The organism is Streptomyces platensis, from assembly GCF_008704855.1.
In the GTDB taxonomy this organism is placed as follows: domain Bacteria; phylum Actinomycetota; class Actinomycetes; order Streptomycetales; family Streptomycetaceae; genus Streptomyces; species Streptomyces platensis.
Map to the genome: position 1 here is coordinate 357,500 of NZ_CP023691.1, position 14,868 is coordinate 372,367.

14 protein-coding genes and 1 pseudogene are annotated in these 14,868 nt (G+C 65.6%); 11 read left to right on the forward strand and 4 right to left on the reverse strand.

Translation table 11 applies throughout. The features are described 5' to 3' along the window. The first annotated feature begins 42 nt into the window (after positions 1 to 42). From CP981_RS01655 to CP981_RS01685, 7 genes are all read left to right on the forward strand, one after another. Positions 43 to 792, forward strand: coding sequence for a tRNA-dependent cyclodipeptide synthase (locus tag CP981_RS01655; protein WP_085923173.1), 750 nt, complete (start codon positions 43 to 45; stop codon positions 790 to 792). A gap of 2 nt (positions 793 to 794) precedes the next feature. Further along, positions 795 to 1,766 carry a 2OG-Fe(II) oxygenase family protein gene (locus tag CP981_RS01660; RefSeq protein ID WP_085923172.1) on the forward strand — a complete coding sequence of 324 codons (972 nt, stop codon included), beginning with the start codon at positions 795 to 797 and terminating at the stop codon, positions 1,764 to 1,766. An 11-nt stretch (positions 1,767 to 1,777) separates the two neighbouring features. Beyond that, the gene (locus CP981_RS01665) at positions 1,778 to 2,647 is read left to right on the forward strand and encodes a 2OG-Fe(II) oxygenase family protein (RefSeq protein WP_085923171.1); all 870 of its coding nucleotides are present in this window, start codon (positions 1,778 to 1,780) and stop codon (positions 2,645 to 2,647) included. Then, positions 2,644 to 4,227, forward strand: a complete 1,584-nt coding sequence (locus tag CP981_RS01670; RefSeq protein WP_107429505.1) for a cytochrome P450 — start codon at positions 2,644 to 2,646, stop codon at positions 4,225 to 4,227. Before CP981_RS01665 ends, CP981_RS01670 begins: the two co-directional genes overlap by 4 nt. Then, positions 4,224 to 5,177 (forward strand): 2OG-Fe(II) oxygenase family protein, encoded by a 954-nt coding sequence (locus CP981_RS01675; protein WP_208852878.1) that lies wholly within the window; start codon positions 4,224 to 4,226, stop codon positions 5,175 to 5,177. Before CP981_RS01670 ends, CP981_RS01675 begins: the two co-directional genes overlap by 4 nt. A gap of 65 nt (positions 5,178 to 5,242) precedes the next feature. After that, a complete protein-coding gene (locus CP981_RS01680) occupies positions 5,243 to 6,136 on the forward strand; it encodes a 2OG-Fe(II) oxygenase family protein (RefSeq protein ID WP_085923170.1) in 894 nt (297 codons plus the stop codon). A 6-nt stretch (positions 6,137 to 6,142) separates the two neighbouring features. After that, positions 6,143 to 7,054, forward strand: coding sequence for a 2OG-Fe(II) oxygenase family protein (locus CP981_RS01685; RefSeq protein WP_085923169.1), 912 nt, complete (start codon positions 6,143 to 6,145; stop codon positions 7,052 to 7,054). A 321-nt stretch (positions 7,055 to 7,375) separates the two neighbouring features. On the opposite strand, the gene CP981_RS01690 is transcribed toward CP981_RS01685, so the two are convergent. Further along, complete coding sequence (locus CP981_RS01690; protein ID WP_244329489.1) at positions 7,376 to 8,278, reverse strand: FG-GAP repeat domain-containing protein; 903 nt, start codon at positions 8,276 to 8,278, stop codon at positions 7,376 to 7,378. Positions 8,279 to 8,707: 429 nt separating this feature from the next. Between CP981_RS01690 and CP981_RS01695 the strand changes: the two genes are divergently transcribed. Next, complete coding sequence (locus tag CP981_RS01695) at positions 8,708 to 9,136, forward strand: VOC family protein (protein WP_085923167.1); 429 nt, start codon at positions 8,708 to 8,710, stop codon at positions 9,134 to 9,136. A gap of 20 nt (positions 9,137 to 9,156) precedes the next feature. On the opposite strand, the pseudogene CP981_RS01700 reads toward CP981_RS01695, so the two are convergent. From CP981_RS01700 to CP981_RS01710, 3 genes and pseudogenes are all read right to left on the reverse strand, one after another. Then, a pseudogene (locus tag CP981_RS01700) lies at positions 9,157 to 9,384 on the reverse strand (transposase family protein); the annotation flags it as partial. Between the two features lie 117 nt (positions 9,385 to 9,501). Beyond that, positions 9,502 to 10,947, reverse strand: coding sequence for an oxygenase MpaB family protein (locus CP981_RS01705; RefSeq protein ID WP_085923166.1), 1,446 nt, complete (start codon positions 10,945 to 10,947; stop codon positions 9,502 to 9,504). A 388-nt stretch (positions 10,948 to 11,335) separates the two neighbouring features. Further along, positions 11,336 to 11,614 carry a type II toxin-antitoxin system Phd/YefM family antitoxin gene (locus CP981_RS01710; protein ID WP_085923165.1) on the reverse strand — a complete coding sequence of 93 codons (279 nt, stop codon included), beginning with the start codon at positions 11,612 to 11,614 and terminating at the stop codon, positions 11,336 to 11,338. 124 nt (positions 11,615 to 11,738) lie between these two features. Between CP981_RS01710 and CP981_RS01715 the strand changes: the two genes are divergently transcribed. The 3 genes from CP981_RS01715 to CP981_RS01725 all read left to right on the forward strand — a co-directional run bounded on the left by CP981_RS01715 (position 11,739) and on the right by CP981_RS01725 (position 13,802). After that, positions 11,739 to 12,599: a thioesterase domain-containing protein gene (locus tag CP981_RS01715; RefSeq protein ID WP_158092624.1), complete on the forward strand. Its 861-nt coding sequence runs from the start codon at positions 11,739 to 11,741 to the stop codon at positions 12,597 to 12,599. A 115-nt stretch (positions 12,600 to 12,714) separates the two neighbouring features. Then, complete coding sequence (locus CP981_RS01720) at positions 12,715 to 13,371, forward strand: ATP-dependent Clp protease proteolytic subunit (protein WP_190145266.1); 657 nt, start codon at positions 12,715 to 12,717, stop codon at positions 13,369 to 13,371. A gap of 113 nt (positions 13,372 to 13,484) precedes the next feature. Next, the gene (locus tag CP981_RS01725) at positions 13,485 to 13,802 is read left to right on the forward strand and encodes a hypothetical protein (protein WP_085923209.1); all 318 of its coding nucleotides are present in this window, start codon (positions 13,485 to 13,487) and stop codon (positions 13,800 to 13,802) included. The last annotated feature ends 1,066 nt before the right edge of the window (positions 13,803 to 14,868 follow it).

Sequence of the window (14,868 nt, forward strand, 5' to 3'; positions counted from 1 at the left end):
TGCAGCTTCCGCCGCCTGCCCACCCCATACCTGGTTGGTGCCATGCCGTCCGAAGTGACATCCTCTCTCACCATTCCGAAGACGACTTCACCGCCTTCGCGCAGAAGGCGTTACAAAACCGAGATAGCGTTTGTCTCGCCGGTCTCCGACCGCCATACCTTCGAAGAGCACAGCAACTGTTTCCTGGGTATCAGCCTGGAGAACAGCAACTTCCGCCCGATCAAGGTACGCAGCATGGTCGAGTGGATATCCCGAAGATTCTCACGGTGTACCGTACTCGTCGGTGACAGCATTCATCGCATCACCCTGGAGTCCACCCGCGGCCTATGTCCTCCGGAAGCCCTGACCGAGGCGCTGCGCCTGGGGCGTGAATTCATCGACGAACAGGCCCATATTTTCGATGATTTCCGGGACCGGACGGACTTCACCTTCATCAACTGTAGCGAGGTCCAGACCTCGGACGCTTACCAGAGCTATCACCGGGCCCTGCGGGATTACTTCAGCCAGGATGCCAATTTTTACACCTCCGTAGAGGCGTTCGGTCGCCGCTACCACAGCAAGCACTCCAACGGCGCCTCGGAAGCGGAACTGGAACGGCGTATCCAGATGTCCTCGGACTACTTCCTCGAAGAGTTCGCCATATTCTGCTGCCTCAAAGAACGCGGCCTGCCAGTCATGCTCTATCCAGGATCGTTCAGCACGCTCTCCGAAATCGCCGCGGGCGAGCACGAGGGAGCACCAAAAGAACTACGCGACCTGATCGTGGTGTCCCTTAAACTCCAAGGACGGTGACCGTGTCCGCAGCACGCTCTGCCGACGTGCCCGAGATCCGGCGCGGCCGGATCTACCAGGACGTCTACCGCAAGCGCGTCGACACCCAGCTGGTGACTTCCACGGCTGCGCTGGAGCGCGCCCGTATCGAGGGCGACTCCCTCATCTTCGAGGGGGACGACCAGGCATGGAAACGGGCCCTGGGTGATGGGCTGTTCCTCCTGGCCATTCCACCGGAGCTGGATGTCCGGGTCGGCGACGCATTCTCCGCCCAGTTCTACCAGGGTGCTTCCGCCCCACCCTACGGGCGTTACCGTGAGCTGACCTCGGAACATTTCGGTGACGCATTACTGGGGTTCCATCAACGGACCAATCAGATCGAACAGTTCCTGCTGGAGCGGCGATTCTGGGATCGTTACTATCCCCCCGAGATCGCCGAACTCGGCGAGGGACTCACCTATCTGTCGCGCAAGGTTATCCGCTCGGTTCTCTGCTATGCCGGCATCCCTGAGAAGGACTGGGAACAGGCTACGGGCGGCTGCACCGAGGCGGCCGGCTCGTATCACCTCACCTTCAACCATTACCGGCCCGCCCACGACGCCACCGGCCTCAACTCCCACAAGGACGACGGATTCATCACCCTCCTGCGGGCCACTGCTCCCGGGCTGGAAGTCAGCCGCGCCGACCGGTGGGAAGCGGTGGTGCCCGAACCCGGTTACTTCATCATCAACTTCGGTCTCTCGATGGAGATCCTGACCGCGCACTGCGCTGCTCCGGTGAGGGCGATCATGCACCGGGTGACGCGACAGACCACGGACCGCTCCACGTTCGGGCACTTCAGCTCCAGCAACTGCGCACCTGGATCGGATGAGGGAATCTACCGCTATCTTCCGGGTATCGGCCTGGACCGCGTCTGTGGCTCCCGTGAACTCATCGACGAGAACGACTCCGAAATATACGAAGGCACCGTGAACCCGGAAGGGCGCACCCCGTGACTCAACGACCCATGGCTCTTGAGCGCGCCCAGGCAACCGCGGAGGGGATTGCCTTCGAAAGGGCCTACGGCCTTCCGCGGGCACTACGCGATGGGTGCTTTCTGCTGGAGATTCCCCCGGGCATCGACCTCACCCCGGGAATCGAACTCTGCCGGCAATTCTACCGGCCGTTGCAGGACGGCCCTGAGGAAACCCGGCCCTACCGAGGGTTCCGCGACCTGGAGGGTATCTATTTCGACCGGGAGCACTTCCAGACCGAACACCTTCTCATCGACGGCCCGGCCCGCCGGCAGCATTTTCCTCCCGACGTCATGGCCATGACCGAGCGCATGCACGGCCTGGCCGTCCACGTCCTGCGCACCGTCCTCACCCACCTCGGCGTCCCCGGCCACCTGTGGCCCACCATCACCGGCAACGCTGTCGAAGGCGGCGGAATCCAGTGGTTCGCCGCCAACCACTACCGCCCCGAGCGCGCCCAACTCGGCTGCGCCCCGCACAGGGACACCGGCTTCGTCACCGTCCTCTACATCGAACAGGAGGGGCTTGAGGTGCGTGTGGACGGCGGCTGGGCCCCGATCGAGCCGGTCCCTGGCTACTTCGTCGTGAACTTCGGCGCGGCCTTCGAACTGCTCACCCGGCCACTGGCCACCCCAGTCCAGGCAATCCTGCACCGGGTGCAGCACTGCGCTCCCTCCGGCGACGCCGACCGGTTCTCCTTCGCCGCCTTCGTCAACCCGCCCGCCGACGGATTGCTCTACCAAGTGCACGCTGACGGCACGGCGGCCGCAGCCCGCAGCTCCGAGGAATTCCTGCGCGAATTCAACGAGAAGACCTGGTCGGACCAGTACGAGGACTTCGGTATCTCGGGAGCGACCGCATGACCCGCTGCCCCGTCCCACCGCGCGCCGGGAGCGACGCACCGCCCACCACCCGCCGCCAGTCATTCCCCGCACGATTCCATGCCTGGGGTCTGCGCACGCTCGGCCGCTACTGGCTGCCACGCCACATCGCGGCACCGTTTCCCGGAGTTCTCGCGCACCACCGCGGCCCGAACCTGTTCGCCGGGCACGCCAAAGCCTTCCACCGGGCGACGGTCGTCCACGGCCAGAGCGCCTCGGCCTACTTCCGCGCCTCGGGCATCAGCGCCTGCGCCGAAACCAACGGCGGAATCTGCACATTCCGTATGGGGCGGCGCACCGCCCTCTACCAGATCACCAATTCCCCGCTGACGGACGACGACGCGCTGGCGCCCTCCACCGACGCCAACCGTGAGCTGTTCGGCGACTTCATCGGCTCCCAGCCCAACGACCACCCCTGCCGCCCGGTCAAGCGTGCGGCGGTGGAACGCACCCTGGGGAATGCGACATTCATCGGTCAACTGGAGCCCGCGGTAAGGAAGTACGCGGCGGAGTACTTCCGCAGCGTGGCCGGGCGGGAATTGCCTCTCGACGACTTCGCCCTGGGGCTGGTGACCCACGTGGACAGCTTTCTGCCCGGGGTCCTCGACCTCACGCAGAAACCGCTGTCGGAGTATCTCTCCTCGACGCGCTACGGGCGAGTGATGCGCGACCTCTTCGAGCTGGCCTCCGACGTGATCAGCAAGATCAACCGGGAGGCGATGCGGGAGGTCGACATGGTCGCCCCCTTCGTTCGCGACCTGCTCGACAGTAACGCCGAGGCCCTGGCCCACGCCCCCGAAACCAACATGATCCGCCGGCACTTCGCGGTCTGGGAGCTTCCCGTCTCGCCCGCAGGCTTCGCCCGCCTGACCACCGCCCAGCTCAAGGAACTGGGCACCATCATCGTGGCGACCTACGACACCACCGCCCTCAGCCTCCAATGGGCACTGGCGTACCTGGAGACCTCACCGGAGCACAGGCACAGCGTCATCGCCGCGGCACGCGACGGCGGAGGCCCCGGGCCCTCGGTGATCGACCTGGCGGTCCTGGAGGCCGTACGGCTGGGCGGCAGCAACCCGGCCGCACTGTGGCGGCGTACGACCCGGCCGTTCACACTGGAGCACCGCGGCCGGTCGGTGACCATACCGGCGAGCACCATGCTCTGGCTCGACCGCCGGCAGGCGAACCAGGACCCGCGGATCTTCCCGGCTCCCGGCCGCTTCGACCCCGACAACATCCGCGCGATCTTCAAGTCCGGACGCGAAACGGTGTCGTCGGTGCTCTCCCGCAACCGTTACGAGATCAACTCCTTCAGCATGGTCAACTCCCGGCGCAACCCCCGGAAGTGCCCCGGGCGCCTCTTCTCCGTGCGGATGCAGTCCATGCTCCTGGCCGAGCTGTACGCACAGTACGAGGTCACGGCGGACGGCATCGACCTGAGGCTGAAGGACCACTCGTCCATGCCACGCCCCGCGCACCCCGGGACGGTCCTGCTCACCCCGACCTCGCCCGCCGGCCCGGCGCGTACGGCGCACGAGACACCGAAGGAGAAGACCCCGTGACCGCACCACGTCCCGACTCCGCGACGCTCCGGGCGCCGGTCGTCCTCCCGGCCATGCCCACCGAGCACGAAGCCTCGACGACCTACCCACCGGTCGAGCTGGAACGCGCCCGAGTCGCCAGCGAACGCCTGGTCTTCGACCGGCCCGACGGCTTCGACCGAGCACTGGCCCAAGGCTTCTTCCTCGTGGCCATCCCCGAGGAGCTCGACACCACCGCGGGGGACCTCTTCGCGGCCCACTTCCACGAACGCCGCCAAGGCGACGGCGACCCCCTGGACCCCTTCCGCGGCTACCGCGACACCGACGTACCCGGCACGTATCAGGGCCACTTCGACCGCGAACACGACCAGTGGGAAAACTTCTACATCGAACAGGCCAACTGGGGGCTCCTCCCGGACGCCGTCGCTCAGCTGGGCCACCAGATGACCGACCTGGGCATCACGGTGCTGCACAGCCTGCTCGCCCACCTGGACCTTCCCGAGCGCGACTGGGCGGAGGTGACCGGCGGACTGAGCGACTACCGCGGCCACCACCTGCTCGCCTTCAACCACTTCCGGCCCGAGAAGGCGGTGCGCGGCTCGAAGTTCCACCGTGACTCGGGATGGGTGACGGTACTGCGCTCGACCGACCCGGGACTGCTCGCCCTCATCGACGGCACACTCTGGGCGGTCAATCCGGAGCCGGGCCACTTCATCGTCAACTTCGGCAGCTCGCTCGAAGTGCTCACCGAGCGCCTGCCACACCCTGTACGAGCCAATGTCCACGGCGTGGCATCCACCGAACGCGCACCCGGGCAGGCCCACCGCACCTCCTACGTGACGTTCCTCGACTCCAGCCTCGACAGCACCGTGTACCGCTACGAGAACGGTGTGCCGCGCCCCCTCCAGCCGCACTCCGAGTTCGCGATGCAGGAGGTCAACCGCACCTACGACGACGATTCCCACCTCTGATCCGGCCACCGTCCCACCCCGGTACACCCCTTGGCCATACGAATTAGGCATACGAAAGGTCCCGCATGACGACCACCACTGCCGTCCAGGGCCCACCCCTGACCCTTCCCATCGCCCAGCTCACCGATAGCGCCGTGGACTTCGCAGCTCCCGACGGCTGGGAGCAGGCCCTCCGCCTGGGCGCTTTCCTCCTCCCCGTCCCCGCCGACCTCGACGTCGAGCCGGGGCTCCGCCTCTGCCGCAACTTCTACCTGGACCCCGACGGGGGCCCCGACGACCGCTACCGAGGGCACCGGACCCGGGGACACGCCGCGTCCAAGCTCGGCTACGAAGACAGGCCCGACCAGGTCGAACAGCTCCAGATCGAAAGCATCCACTGGGACAAGTACTTCCCCGAGGACGTGACCGGCCTGCTCCAGCGGATGCGTGAACTCACCCTCAACGCCCTTAACAGCTGCCTTGCGGCCTCAGGCGTACCGGAGCGGGACTGGGACAGGGTCACTGGCGGCGCGCGCCAGGACACCGGCTGGTGCTACACCACCGTCAACCACTACCGGGCCGGCCTCAGCCGCGACCACGGCATCGTCGAGCACACCGACAGCGGCTTCATCACTGTGATCTACGCCGACCAGCAGGGCTACGAAATCCTGGACGGCGAGCGCTGGCGGCCGGTGGAAGTGCCACCGCGGCACTTCGTGGTGAACCTCGGCGACGCCGCCGAGATCCTCACCAAACACTTGCCCCGTGCAGCGGGCGCGGTCATTCACCGGGTCCCGCCCCGCCCAGCCCCGGTGGCGAACGGCGACCGCTCCTCGTTCACGGTCTATATGGGCCCACGCATGGACATGATGCTGTACCAGTACGGGACCAACGGCGTACTCGGCGAGTACCAGGGCTTCCGGGACTACTCCGTGGAGAAGTCAAAGAAGCTCGGATACGAATTCCACTCCCGGATCTGATCCGCCATGACGAATACAAACGGACACGCATGGCAGAAGGCACACCTGAGGCCACGGGACGGAACACTCGTCTTCGACCAGGAGAACGGAATCGAACGGGCGCTGAAGGACGGATTCTTCTACGTCCAGCAGCCTCCAGACATGGAAATGACGGCCGGCGACCGCTTCGCCCGCAGCTTCTACCTGCCCACCACACCCGGCGGTGACAACGACCCCTACCGCGGCTTCACCCTCTGGACGGCCGAACAACTGGGCCCACACCAGGGCTATTTCCGACGCCAGGCCGACCAGACCGAGCAGTTCTTCCTGGAAAGCACCTGGTGGGACACGGTCTACCCCAAGGAACTTGCACAACAGGCCGCCGCCATGCGGGACTTCGCCCTGGCCATCCTGCGCGGAGTGCTCAACTACCTCGACCTACCCCCCGGGCTCTGGGACCAGGCAACCGGCCGCGCCCTCACCCGACAAGGCACGCACACCCTGACCTTCAACCACTTCCGGCCCGAGGTGAAATCCCGCGGCCTGAACATTCACAAGGACTCCGGCTGGGTGACCGTCCTGCGCTCAATCGAGCCCGGCCTGGAGGTTGAAAGTAACGGCGAGTGGCGACCGATCGACCCGGCACCAGGCGAGTTCATCGTCAACTTCGGCTGCGCGATGGAAATCCTCACGCGGAACACGGCCACCCCGGTTGCGGCCGTGGCCCACCGCGTGGTCGAACAGCGTAAAGCCAGGCCGGACCAGCACGACCGCTTCTCGTACGCACTCTTCGTCGACAGCAGCCTCGACGAGACCGTGGTTCCCGGCCTCTTCCGCTACGAACCGGGAACCGGCCTGGAACTGGAAGCGAAGTTCGACACCTTCCTCAACGACATCCTCCATAACACCTACCAGCAGCACACCACCGGCCTGTACTGAAACCGAATCCCCGCACCGCCTTCCCGGCCCGACCGGTGGCCCCGCACGCTCCCCCACCGGGGCCACCGCACCCGCGTCGCCACCGCCGCCCTCCCAACGCCGTCGAGAACGGCGAGCCGGAGCACAGCCAGACCGCGTGGCACGCCACGCACCCTGCCCACCCCCGAAAGCAGAACCCCCGTCGGATGGCTCCGGCGGGGGTTCCTCATCTCCTGGCCAACCGGCAAAAAAGGCTGAGACGACTTGCCGGGGAACGGGCCGCGTAGAGGTCCGGTGTCACGCTACTGCGCTTGGCACGAACACCTCGCCCCGTAAGGATGGTTAGAACAGATCGCGGTACTGGTTGAAGCCAGATCCGACCTTCACCCGGGACCTGAACGGCGACGACGCCTTGCCCGTGCCGTTGTACAGCCACAGGTTGCCCTTGGGATCGCGGGCGAGGAGGTCGCTGCGGCCGTCGCCGTCGACGTCACCCGTGGCCACCAGCTTGTTGAACTGGTTCCAGCCGGTACCCACCTTCATGCGGGACGCGAACGGCTTCCGCAGATCGCCCGTGCCCTTGTACAGCCAGAGGACGCCTTGCTTGTCGCGGGCGACGATGTCCGGCTTGCCGTCGCCGGTGAGGTCGCCCTGACCGGCGATCTGGGTGAACTGGTTCCAGCCGGGGCCGACCTTGACGCGCGGTGCCAGCGAGCCGTCCGCCTTGGTCTGAAAGCGCCACAGGACGCCCTGCTTGTCGCGGGCCAGCAGGTCGGGGTGCTTGGCGCCGCCCAGGGTCCCGGGAGAGAAGACGACGTTGTACTGACCCCAGCCGGTGGCCACCTTCTTCAGGCGCCCGTTGCGCCAGAGATTCAGCGCGCCGTCGTCCATGACGTGGTACGCACCGTCCTGGTAGCCCGTCAGATCGGGGTCGATCGACACCCCGTACCTGAAGTGCGGCCACACGTAGGCGCCCGACCGGTCGTCGAAGCCGCCCTTCCCGTCGGCCATGTAGACGTACATCTGGCCCGACGGCAGGATCCCGGAGAGGAGGAAGGACGGCGCGGCCGGGGTGGGCTTGTGCTGCCCGGCCGCGGCGGAACTCCGGGCGACATTCTTCGCCGGACCGGTGGTCGCAGGAGCGTCGGCCAGAGCGGCATCGGTGGTGGCCCCGACCAGGACGACGGTGATCGCCGTGGTGACGAGACGCGACAGGGCGCGTGCACGCCGGGAAGACTGGGTCACGTATGACTCCATCAGGTATGCGGAATTAAGCGGTGCGCTCCGCATGGGTGTGGGGAGCGCCCGCATCATTGTCCGGATCTTTGCACGTCCGTCCCAGTGGTTTTTGCGATGGGGTGTGGAATGCTGAATTCCGCCCGGAGAGCAACGCAGAAGGACGCCAACCGCGTTGGAGATAGCCGCCCTTGGTGATGACCCGGACCGGATCACTGTCACTTCACCACACCGGCAACCCACACCCGCAGCGGACGACCTGATCCCGCTGATATTCCCTTTGATTACACAGCAGGGCCGACGGCAGGCGCACCGCCAGTCCTTGACTGTCCGGTTTGATCACTTGGTGTCCAAGGTGGCTCAGGGCCCGACGGGGTCGCGGGCGGACCCCTGGGAAAATGAGCGGCAGAGTCTCAAGTCCCTTGGTACGGTGCACCGATGGCAGCGATCAAGAAGGTCCAAGTCACCTTTGACTGCGCAGAACCTGAGCGTCTCGCTCGTTTCTGGTGCGAGGTGTTGGGGTACGTCGTACCGCCGCCACCGGAGGGGTTTGCCACTTGGGATGATTTCAAGCGTTCGCAGCCGCCTGAGCAGCGGGATTCGTGGTTCGCCTGCATAGATCCCTCAGGTGTGGGCCCGCGACTGTACTTCCAGCGCGTCCCGGAAGGGAAGGCCGTCAAGAACCGGGTGCATCTTGATGTGCGGGTCGGCACCGGACTCGTGGGTAAAGAACGCCTCGCCGTACTTGAGGCCGAATGCGCACGGCTGATCCCGCTCGGCGCAGTACACGTACAAACGCTGTATGACGGCAATGATTCGTGCATCCCGATGCTGGACATCGAGGGCAACGAGTTCTGTATCGACTGAGCTCATGGGGGGGGCGGGAGTCATCCCGTGAGGGCGAGGTCGTGCAGCCGGGCGATGCCGAGCATGACGGTGTGAACACCGTTGCCTTTCAGGCGGCAATCGCGAAGGATCTTCCAGGACTTCATCCGCGCGAAGACGTGCTCGACGCGGGCCCGGACCTTGCGGTGGGACGAGTTGCACTTCTCGTTCCAAGCCGGCAGTTCGGTCCGGCCGCGTTGACGGCGGTGCGGGATGAGCAGGCCGGTACCCCGTTAGCACCCAGCCTGGACTGTCGACGCGATGCGTATCACCTCGGCGGCCACCATCGGGGCAGAGACCGCGGGCGCGACGTCGCACTCTTCCCGCCGCTTCGCCCGCCTCGGCCGTTACGGGCGTCCGAGGAGTTGGCTGCCGGCCGTGTTGTCGGTGCGGGCGGTGAAGTAGTCGGTGAAGGCCTGGACGAATTCGTCTTCGGTGATGCGGCCGTCGCCATCGTGATCGAGCTGGCGGAAGCCGTGGTTGAGCTCGGCGGGGTGGACCCGGGAGCCGCCGAAGATCGTGCGGTACTCATCGGCGCACAGGTGTCCGCTGCCGTCGCGGTCCGCAGCGTGGAAGATCGCCCGCACCGCGACATGCAACCCCTGCTCGAGATAGCCCGGCCCGGCGTCGATCCCGGTGAGCATGGCGGTGACGAACTCCTCGCAGGTCACCTGTCCGTCGTCGTCAGCATCCATGCCGGTCCGCAGATGCTGCCACCAGGTCTCGAAGGCGGCATAGACGCGGGCTTCGCGCTCAGGGGTGAGTTCGAGCGGCCAGCACACGTTGTGCGCCATGGCCTGCAAGTCGACCGAGCTGATGCGGCCGTCGCCGGTCTGGTCGAGGACCTGGCGGAAGAAGGTCCGCAGACGCGCCGGGCGGGAATCGGCACTCTTGCGGCGGCGTGGTGCGGGAAGCCGGACAGGGCTTGCCTCCGGCGGGGAAGGACAGTCGGTGGGGGCGGTGGAGGGCTGCGAAGTTGAGGAGTTGCCGGCCAGTGGGGTGCGGTAGCGGCGGTGCTCGGGCAGCGCATTCATCAGCACGCGCATGCCGCGGTGCAGGATGAAGGACAGGAGGGCCGCGCGGCGGGTGCGGGGCAAGTTGAAGCGCTCACGGAAGGCTTCCGGCAGGTCCGCGATGGTCAGCGCACCGATCACGTGGGCGGCCACCGTGCGCACAAGCGGCCAGGCCGGCTTCAGGTGGCCGAGGCGGCGGGGTGCGGGTGCTTCACGGAGCATGTCGAAGAGCAGGTAGTGCACGGGTTCGCTGTATTCGAGGCGCTCGCGGATCGTGCGGTCCATATACGCGGGCACGTCCGCGGCCGTGGCCGGGAGCAGGTCGTCGGAGAGACCGAACTCGGTACACACCGCACGGAATTCTCCGTACATCTGATCCAGTTCGGGCGGTGCCAGAGGGCGTCCGGACAGTTCCCGCATCGCCGTCATGCACTCGTACAAGGTGACCAGCACCCACACCCGCACCGCCGGGTCCAACGCGGTGAACGGTCTGCCCTGCTCGTCGGTCCCGGCCAGACGGCGGTGCGTACGCTCCAGACGGGCGACCTCACGGCGTAGCCCTTCACGGTCGGAGAAGAACAGCCGCTTCCCACTGTCCATGGTGTGCTCGATCCGCCGCCACGGGTGCGCGCGGTAGGTGGAGAAGTTGGCCATGCCGGCGGCGACCGCCGGATCCGCGGTCTGCAGAACCAGCAGCCGCCACGCCACCAACCCGATCCGCCACTCCCCCAGCGTGCGGCGCAGCAGCGAATCAGGACCAGGAAGATCAGCGGTAACCAAGGGGGCGTCTCCTCAAGCACGTGTACAGGAATGAGCAAGGGACGCCCGAAGAGCGATCATCCGGCTATCCGCCCAACCCAACGGTCCTATCGGAATCCGGGAGCGGCCAGGTTCCCGAATTCACCCATCCGAGACACGCCGGAGACGGAGCTGAAGAGGCCGGGTTGTCGCCACGGCCTCCATGACGCCACCGCGGGCGAAGGACGCTCCGTCTCGGCGCGACAGCCAGGCGGCCCGGTAGTTCGATGACCTGATGGCCGTAGGCGGGTTCGTTCAGCACACCGTCGTCGGGCACATGGACTGCACCTGGCCTCAGGCCGCCGGCCGGCGGTACCCGTCCCCGGTGCCGTGGCCAGGCGCAGTAACCCGCAGCCGGAGAAGGGCTCGTCTAGGACCCGTAGGGACTGTCGTACCTGGCGATGAGGCCGAACTGGCTCTGTTCGCTGCTGGAGGCCGGTACCTCGGACATGAAGGACACCGTGCCGATAACCCGTTCCGATGCTTCTTGTGCCGCGGAGTCCAGCTGTTCCAGCTCTGCGGCCGACACGAGGGCGACGAGCGGCTTGCCGTGGCGGGTCACGACCACTCGCTCGCCGCCGTAGACGACGCGGTTGATCAGTTCTGCGAGTTCGGCCCGGGCTTGCGTCACCGGAATCTCATAAGCCATGGAAGTCATCTTAGAGTCTGTACATCCTGTACAGTTGATGTTGAACGCTCGCGCTGGGGGACGCACAGGCACGTCGTGCTCCCCATCGGCCGGCTATGCACGTGATCGACAAGGAGCTTGTGAAGTGGGCGGTAGCCTGGTCTGCTTGAGGGCGTCTGGTGGGCGGCGCGCTTTGGTTTTCATCCATCCCGCGAGCGGGTCGGCCGCATCGTTCCGCGCGCTGTTGCCGCACTTGAGGTCGGACTGCTCCGTCTATGCCTTCCACTCGCCGGGCATCGACCCTGACCGTCCTCGGTCCATCGAAGGTATTGCGCGGGCCTACCTGGCGGAGTTCCTGAGCGCGGACTCCCGCTCCACGCCCGTTTTTGTTGGATGGTCCTTCAGCGGCCCGGTCGCGGTGGAGATGGCGCGTCTTGCTGAGGACGCGGGGATCAGTCCGGCCGGCGTCATCCTCCTGGACAGCGCGACGCACGAGGTCCTGGGAGAGCGAACGACTGATCTCGCCACGGAGGTTGGCGGACTCTTCGGGGTCGACATGTCCCAGGCTCACGCTCCGACAGTCGACGAACTCCTTGACCACGCGGCGGCCCTGATCGCCGTTGCGAGTGACACGCCGGGGCTGACGGGCCAGGATCTGCGCCCCTTCTGGGACGTCTACAGCTGGCATCAAGGGATATTCGACGAAGGCTGGCGGGCCAGTCCGTGTCGAGCGCCGCTTCTGGTCATCCGGGCGCGTGACGAGACCGGCTGGAATTCGGCATCGGAATGCCTTGGGTGGTCCGAGGTGGTCGGTTGCCCTGTGTCCGTAGCCTGGGCCGGAGGTACGCACTACACGATGATGGATGACAGCAGGCTGGCGGACATTGCACGCATCATCGAGCAGGCCAGCGATGAGTGGGGTGCCGAACCAGGCTCCCCCGACGTGGCCCCTGGTCTACCTCGCAATGCACCACACGATGGGGTTTCCCCTGTCGGCAAGGTGTGAGCTCCGGTCCTTCAACCGACCGCCGATTTGGGTGCTGCGCCGGAAGCGCTCGTCCCGATTCGCTGTTTCTTATTCTTGATTCCGTGGAATCCATTCTCATCAACAGGACGGTATCGTGAACTCGACGAGGAATTTTACAGACTCTTATGCGCGACTGCCCGAGGCTGAGGCGCGATATGTGATTCCGCGTTTTGTGGAGCGCACCTCGCAGGGGGTCCGTGAGTACGACCCGTACGCCAAGCTCTTCGAGGAACGCATCATCTTCCTGGGCGTGCAGATTGATGACGCTTCGGCCAACGACATCATGGCGCAGTTGGTATGCCTGGAGTCGATGGACCCGGACCGGGACATCTCCCTCTACATCAACAGCCCTGGCGGCTCCTTCACCGCGCTGACCGCAATTTACGACACCATGCAGTACATCAAGCCCGACATCCAGACAGTCTGTCTTGGGCAGGCGGCCTCGGCTGCGGCCGTTCTGCTGGCGGCGGGAGCTCCCGGAAAGCGGATGGCGCTGCCGAGCGCTCGTGTGCTGATCCATCAGCCGTACACCGAGACCGGCCGTGGCCAGGTGTCCGACCTCGAGATCAAGGCGAACGAAATCCTGCGTATGCGGGCGCAGATGGAGGAAATGCTCGCCAAGCACTCCAGCACGCCGATCGAGAAGATTCGTGAGGACATCGAGCGCGACAAGATTCTCACGGCTGATCAAGCCCTTGAGTACGGGATCGTGGACCAGGTTGTGGTGCCACGCAACATTCACATGAGCTGAGTCTCCCACTGGTTAATCGGCCGGCTCCTCCGGCACCGGCGACACCCGGCGCCGGAGGGGTCGGCGCGGCGGCATGGTCAGAAGACGAGTGCAGGCAGGCGGTTGCGTCCGTGATGTTCCCCGAGGGTCCCAAGATTCCAGCTCTCACCGAAGCCGAGAGCCAGGTCGTTGATGCCTATCTGGCTGTCCTGAAACGGCTCAGCGGCGTTAATCCCACGCAGACGACGGGGACTTACACGGCGCTCAGAGCAGCGCAGGCGCTCGTGACCGAGTCACGGGCGCTGCGGGACGCCCTGTCGTTGATGTTCGAGCGGCAGGAGAAGGAGATTCACGTGCGGACCATGGAGACGGCGTTGCGCTCTCTCGATGGGGACCGCTTCCAACCCCGGCTCGGGCCGTCCTCGGGAGAGGCGTCGGCCGACGGCGAGTGAGGACTGTGGGGCGAGAGGGCCGTGACTGCCGGCGTGCGCGACGCGGCGGTCGGAGTCGTCCTGCACCGTACTCGGCATGTGCCGGATTCGCCCTGCGTCGGGGCTCGTCCCGTGCCGGGCTCGTCCTGCGTGGGGAGTTAGGGCGTTATGGGGTACGTAGTGCGCGGCATTCGTCGTGGACGGAGTTCACGGGATTACTCTGTGCGCATAGCCGCCCGAGGCGCGACCGCAGGGCGTGTCGGAGTTTTGACTCGTTCAGGGTTGACTGCTTCTCGCTCTTCGGGTTAGAAAGAAGATGATCTTCGTTGGCAGTCTCTGAGGCTGCACCAGGCGAACTGATCCAGCACCGGCATTAGTGGTTCGACTTTTTGTCGTTCCCGCAATGCGGGTGCTTTGGGCCCCGTAATACGGGTGCTTTGAGAGAGGGCGACCGACTTCGCGTGCGGTCGCAATCGGCGATGGGTGCCACCTGTCGCCATGAACGGGGGATACAGGAATGAACACCGTCGGTGTGATGACGAAACGGCCGAGGCGCGCTTTGCGGGAAGACCCTGCGGCGCTCGGCCCGCCCAGGGGCGGGAAGCCCGCCGGTTGATGACGTAGCGCTGAGGCTGACGACCGCCCGCGCTCGCACTCACGCACGCGCCCACTGCCGAACGTGGCATGAAGCAGCAAGTCGGCTTCTGTCGGCCTTGCTTGCCCGGCGCCTCCATTCATCATCGTCATCCATTCCTCACTGTCGCCACGCCCTGCCATGCCGTGCAGTCCCGTGTCCCGCAGTGAAATGCGGTGCGACGCGACGTGGTGCGCAAGAGACTCCATCATTCATGGCCCATGACGCCGACGATCGGTCCATGTTCCTTTGTTGCGGCGGCGTTCGGGCTTCGTGCGCTTTTGCCTGCCCAAAATTCTGACCAGGAATCAGATCCTTCGGATGGATTGCCATCCAGCCAAGGTTGACTAAATTCCACTCCACGGGTTAGAAATTATTCGATCTTCGTTGGCGGCCTCGATGCATACGCCGGCGTGAAGGTGATCTTTTTCCAATTCGGGCTTTGTATGCCCG

Bases quoted from the DNA above. Each gene is read 5' to 3' on its own strand.
- CP981_RS01655 (WP_085923173.1), top strand. From the start codon at position 43: ATGCCGTCCGAAGTGACATCCTCTCTCACCATTCCGAAGACGACTTCA.
- CP981_RS01665 (WP_085923171.1), top strand. From the start codon at position 1,778: ATGGCTCTTGAGCGCGCCCAGGCAACCGCGGAGGGGATTGCCTTCGAA.
- CP981_RS01670 (WP_107429505.1), top strand. From the start codon at position 2,644: ATGACCCGCTGCCCCGTCCCACCGCGCGCCGGGAGCGACGCACCGCCC.
- CP981_RS01680 (WP_085923170.1), top strand. From the start codon at position 5,243: ATGACGACCACCACTGCCGTCCAGGGCCCACCCCTGACCCTTCCCATC.
- CP981_RS01685 (WP_085923169.1), top strand. From the start codon at position 6,143: ATGACGAATACAAACGGACACGCATGGCAGAAGGCACACCTGAGGCCA.
- CP981_RS01695 (WP_085923167.1), top strand. From the start codon at position 8,708: ATGGCAGCGATCAAGAAGGTCCAAGTCACCTTTGACTGCGCAGAACCT.
- CP981_RS01710 (WP_085923165.1), bottom strand. From the start codon at position 11,614: ATGGCTTATGAGATTCCGGTGACGCAAGCCCGGGCCGAACTCGCAGAA.
- CP981_RS01725 (WP_085923209.1), top strand. From the start codon at position 13,485: ATGTTCCCCGAGGGTCCCAAGATTCCAGCTCTCACCGAAGCCGAGAGC.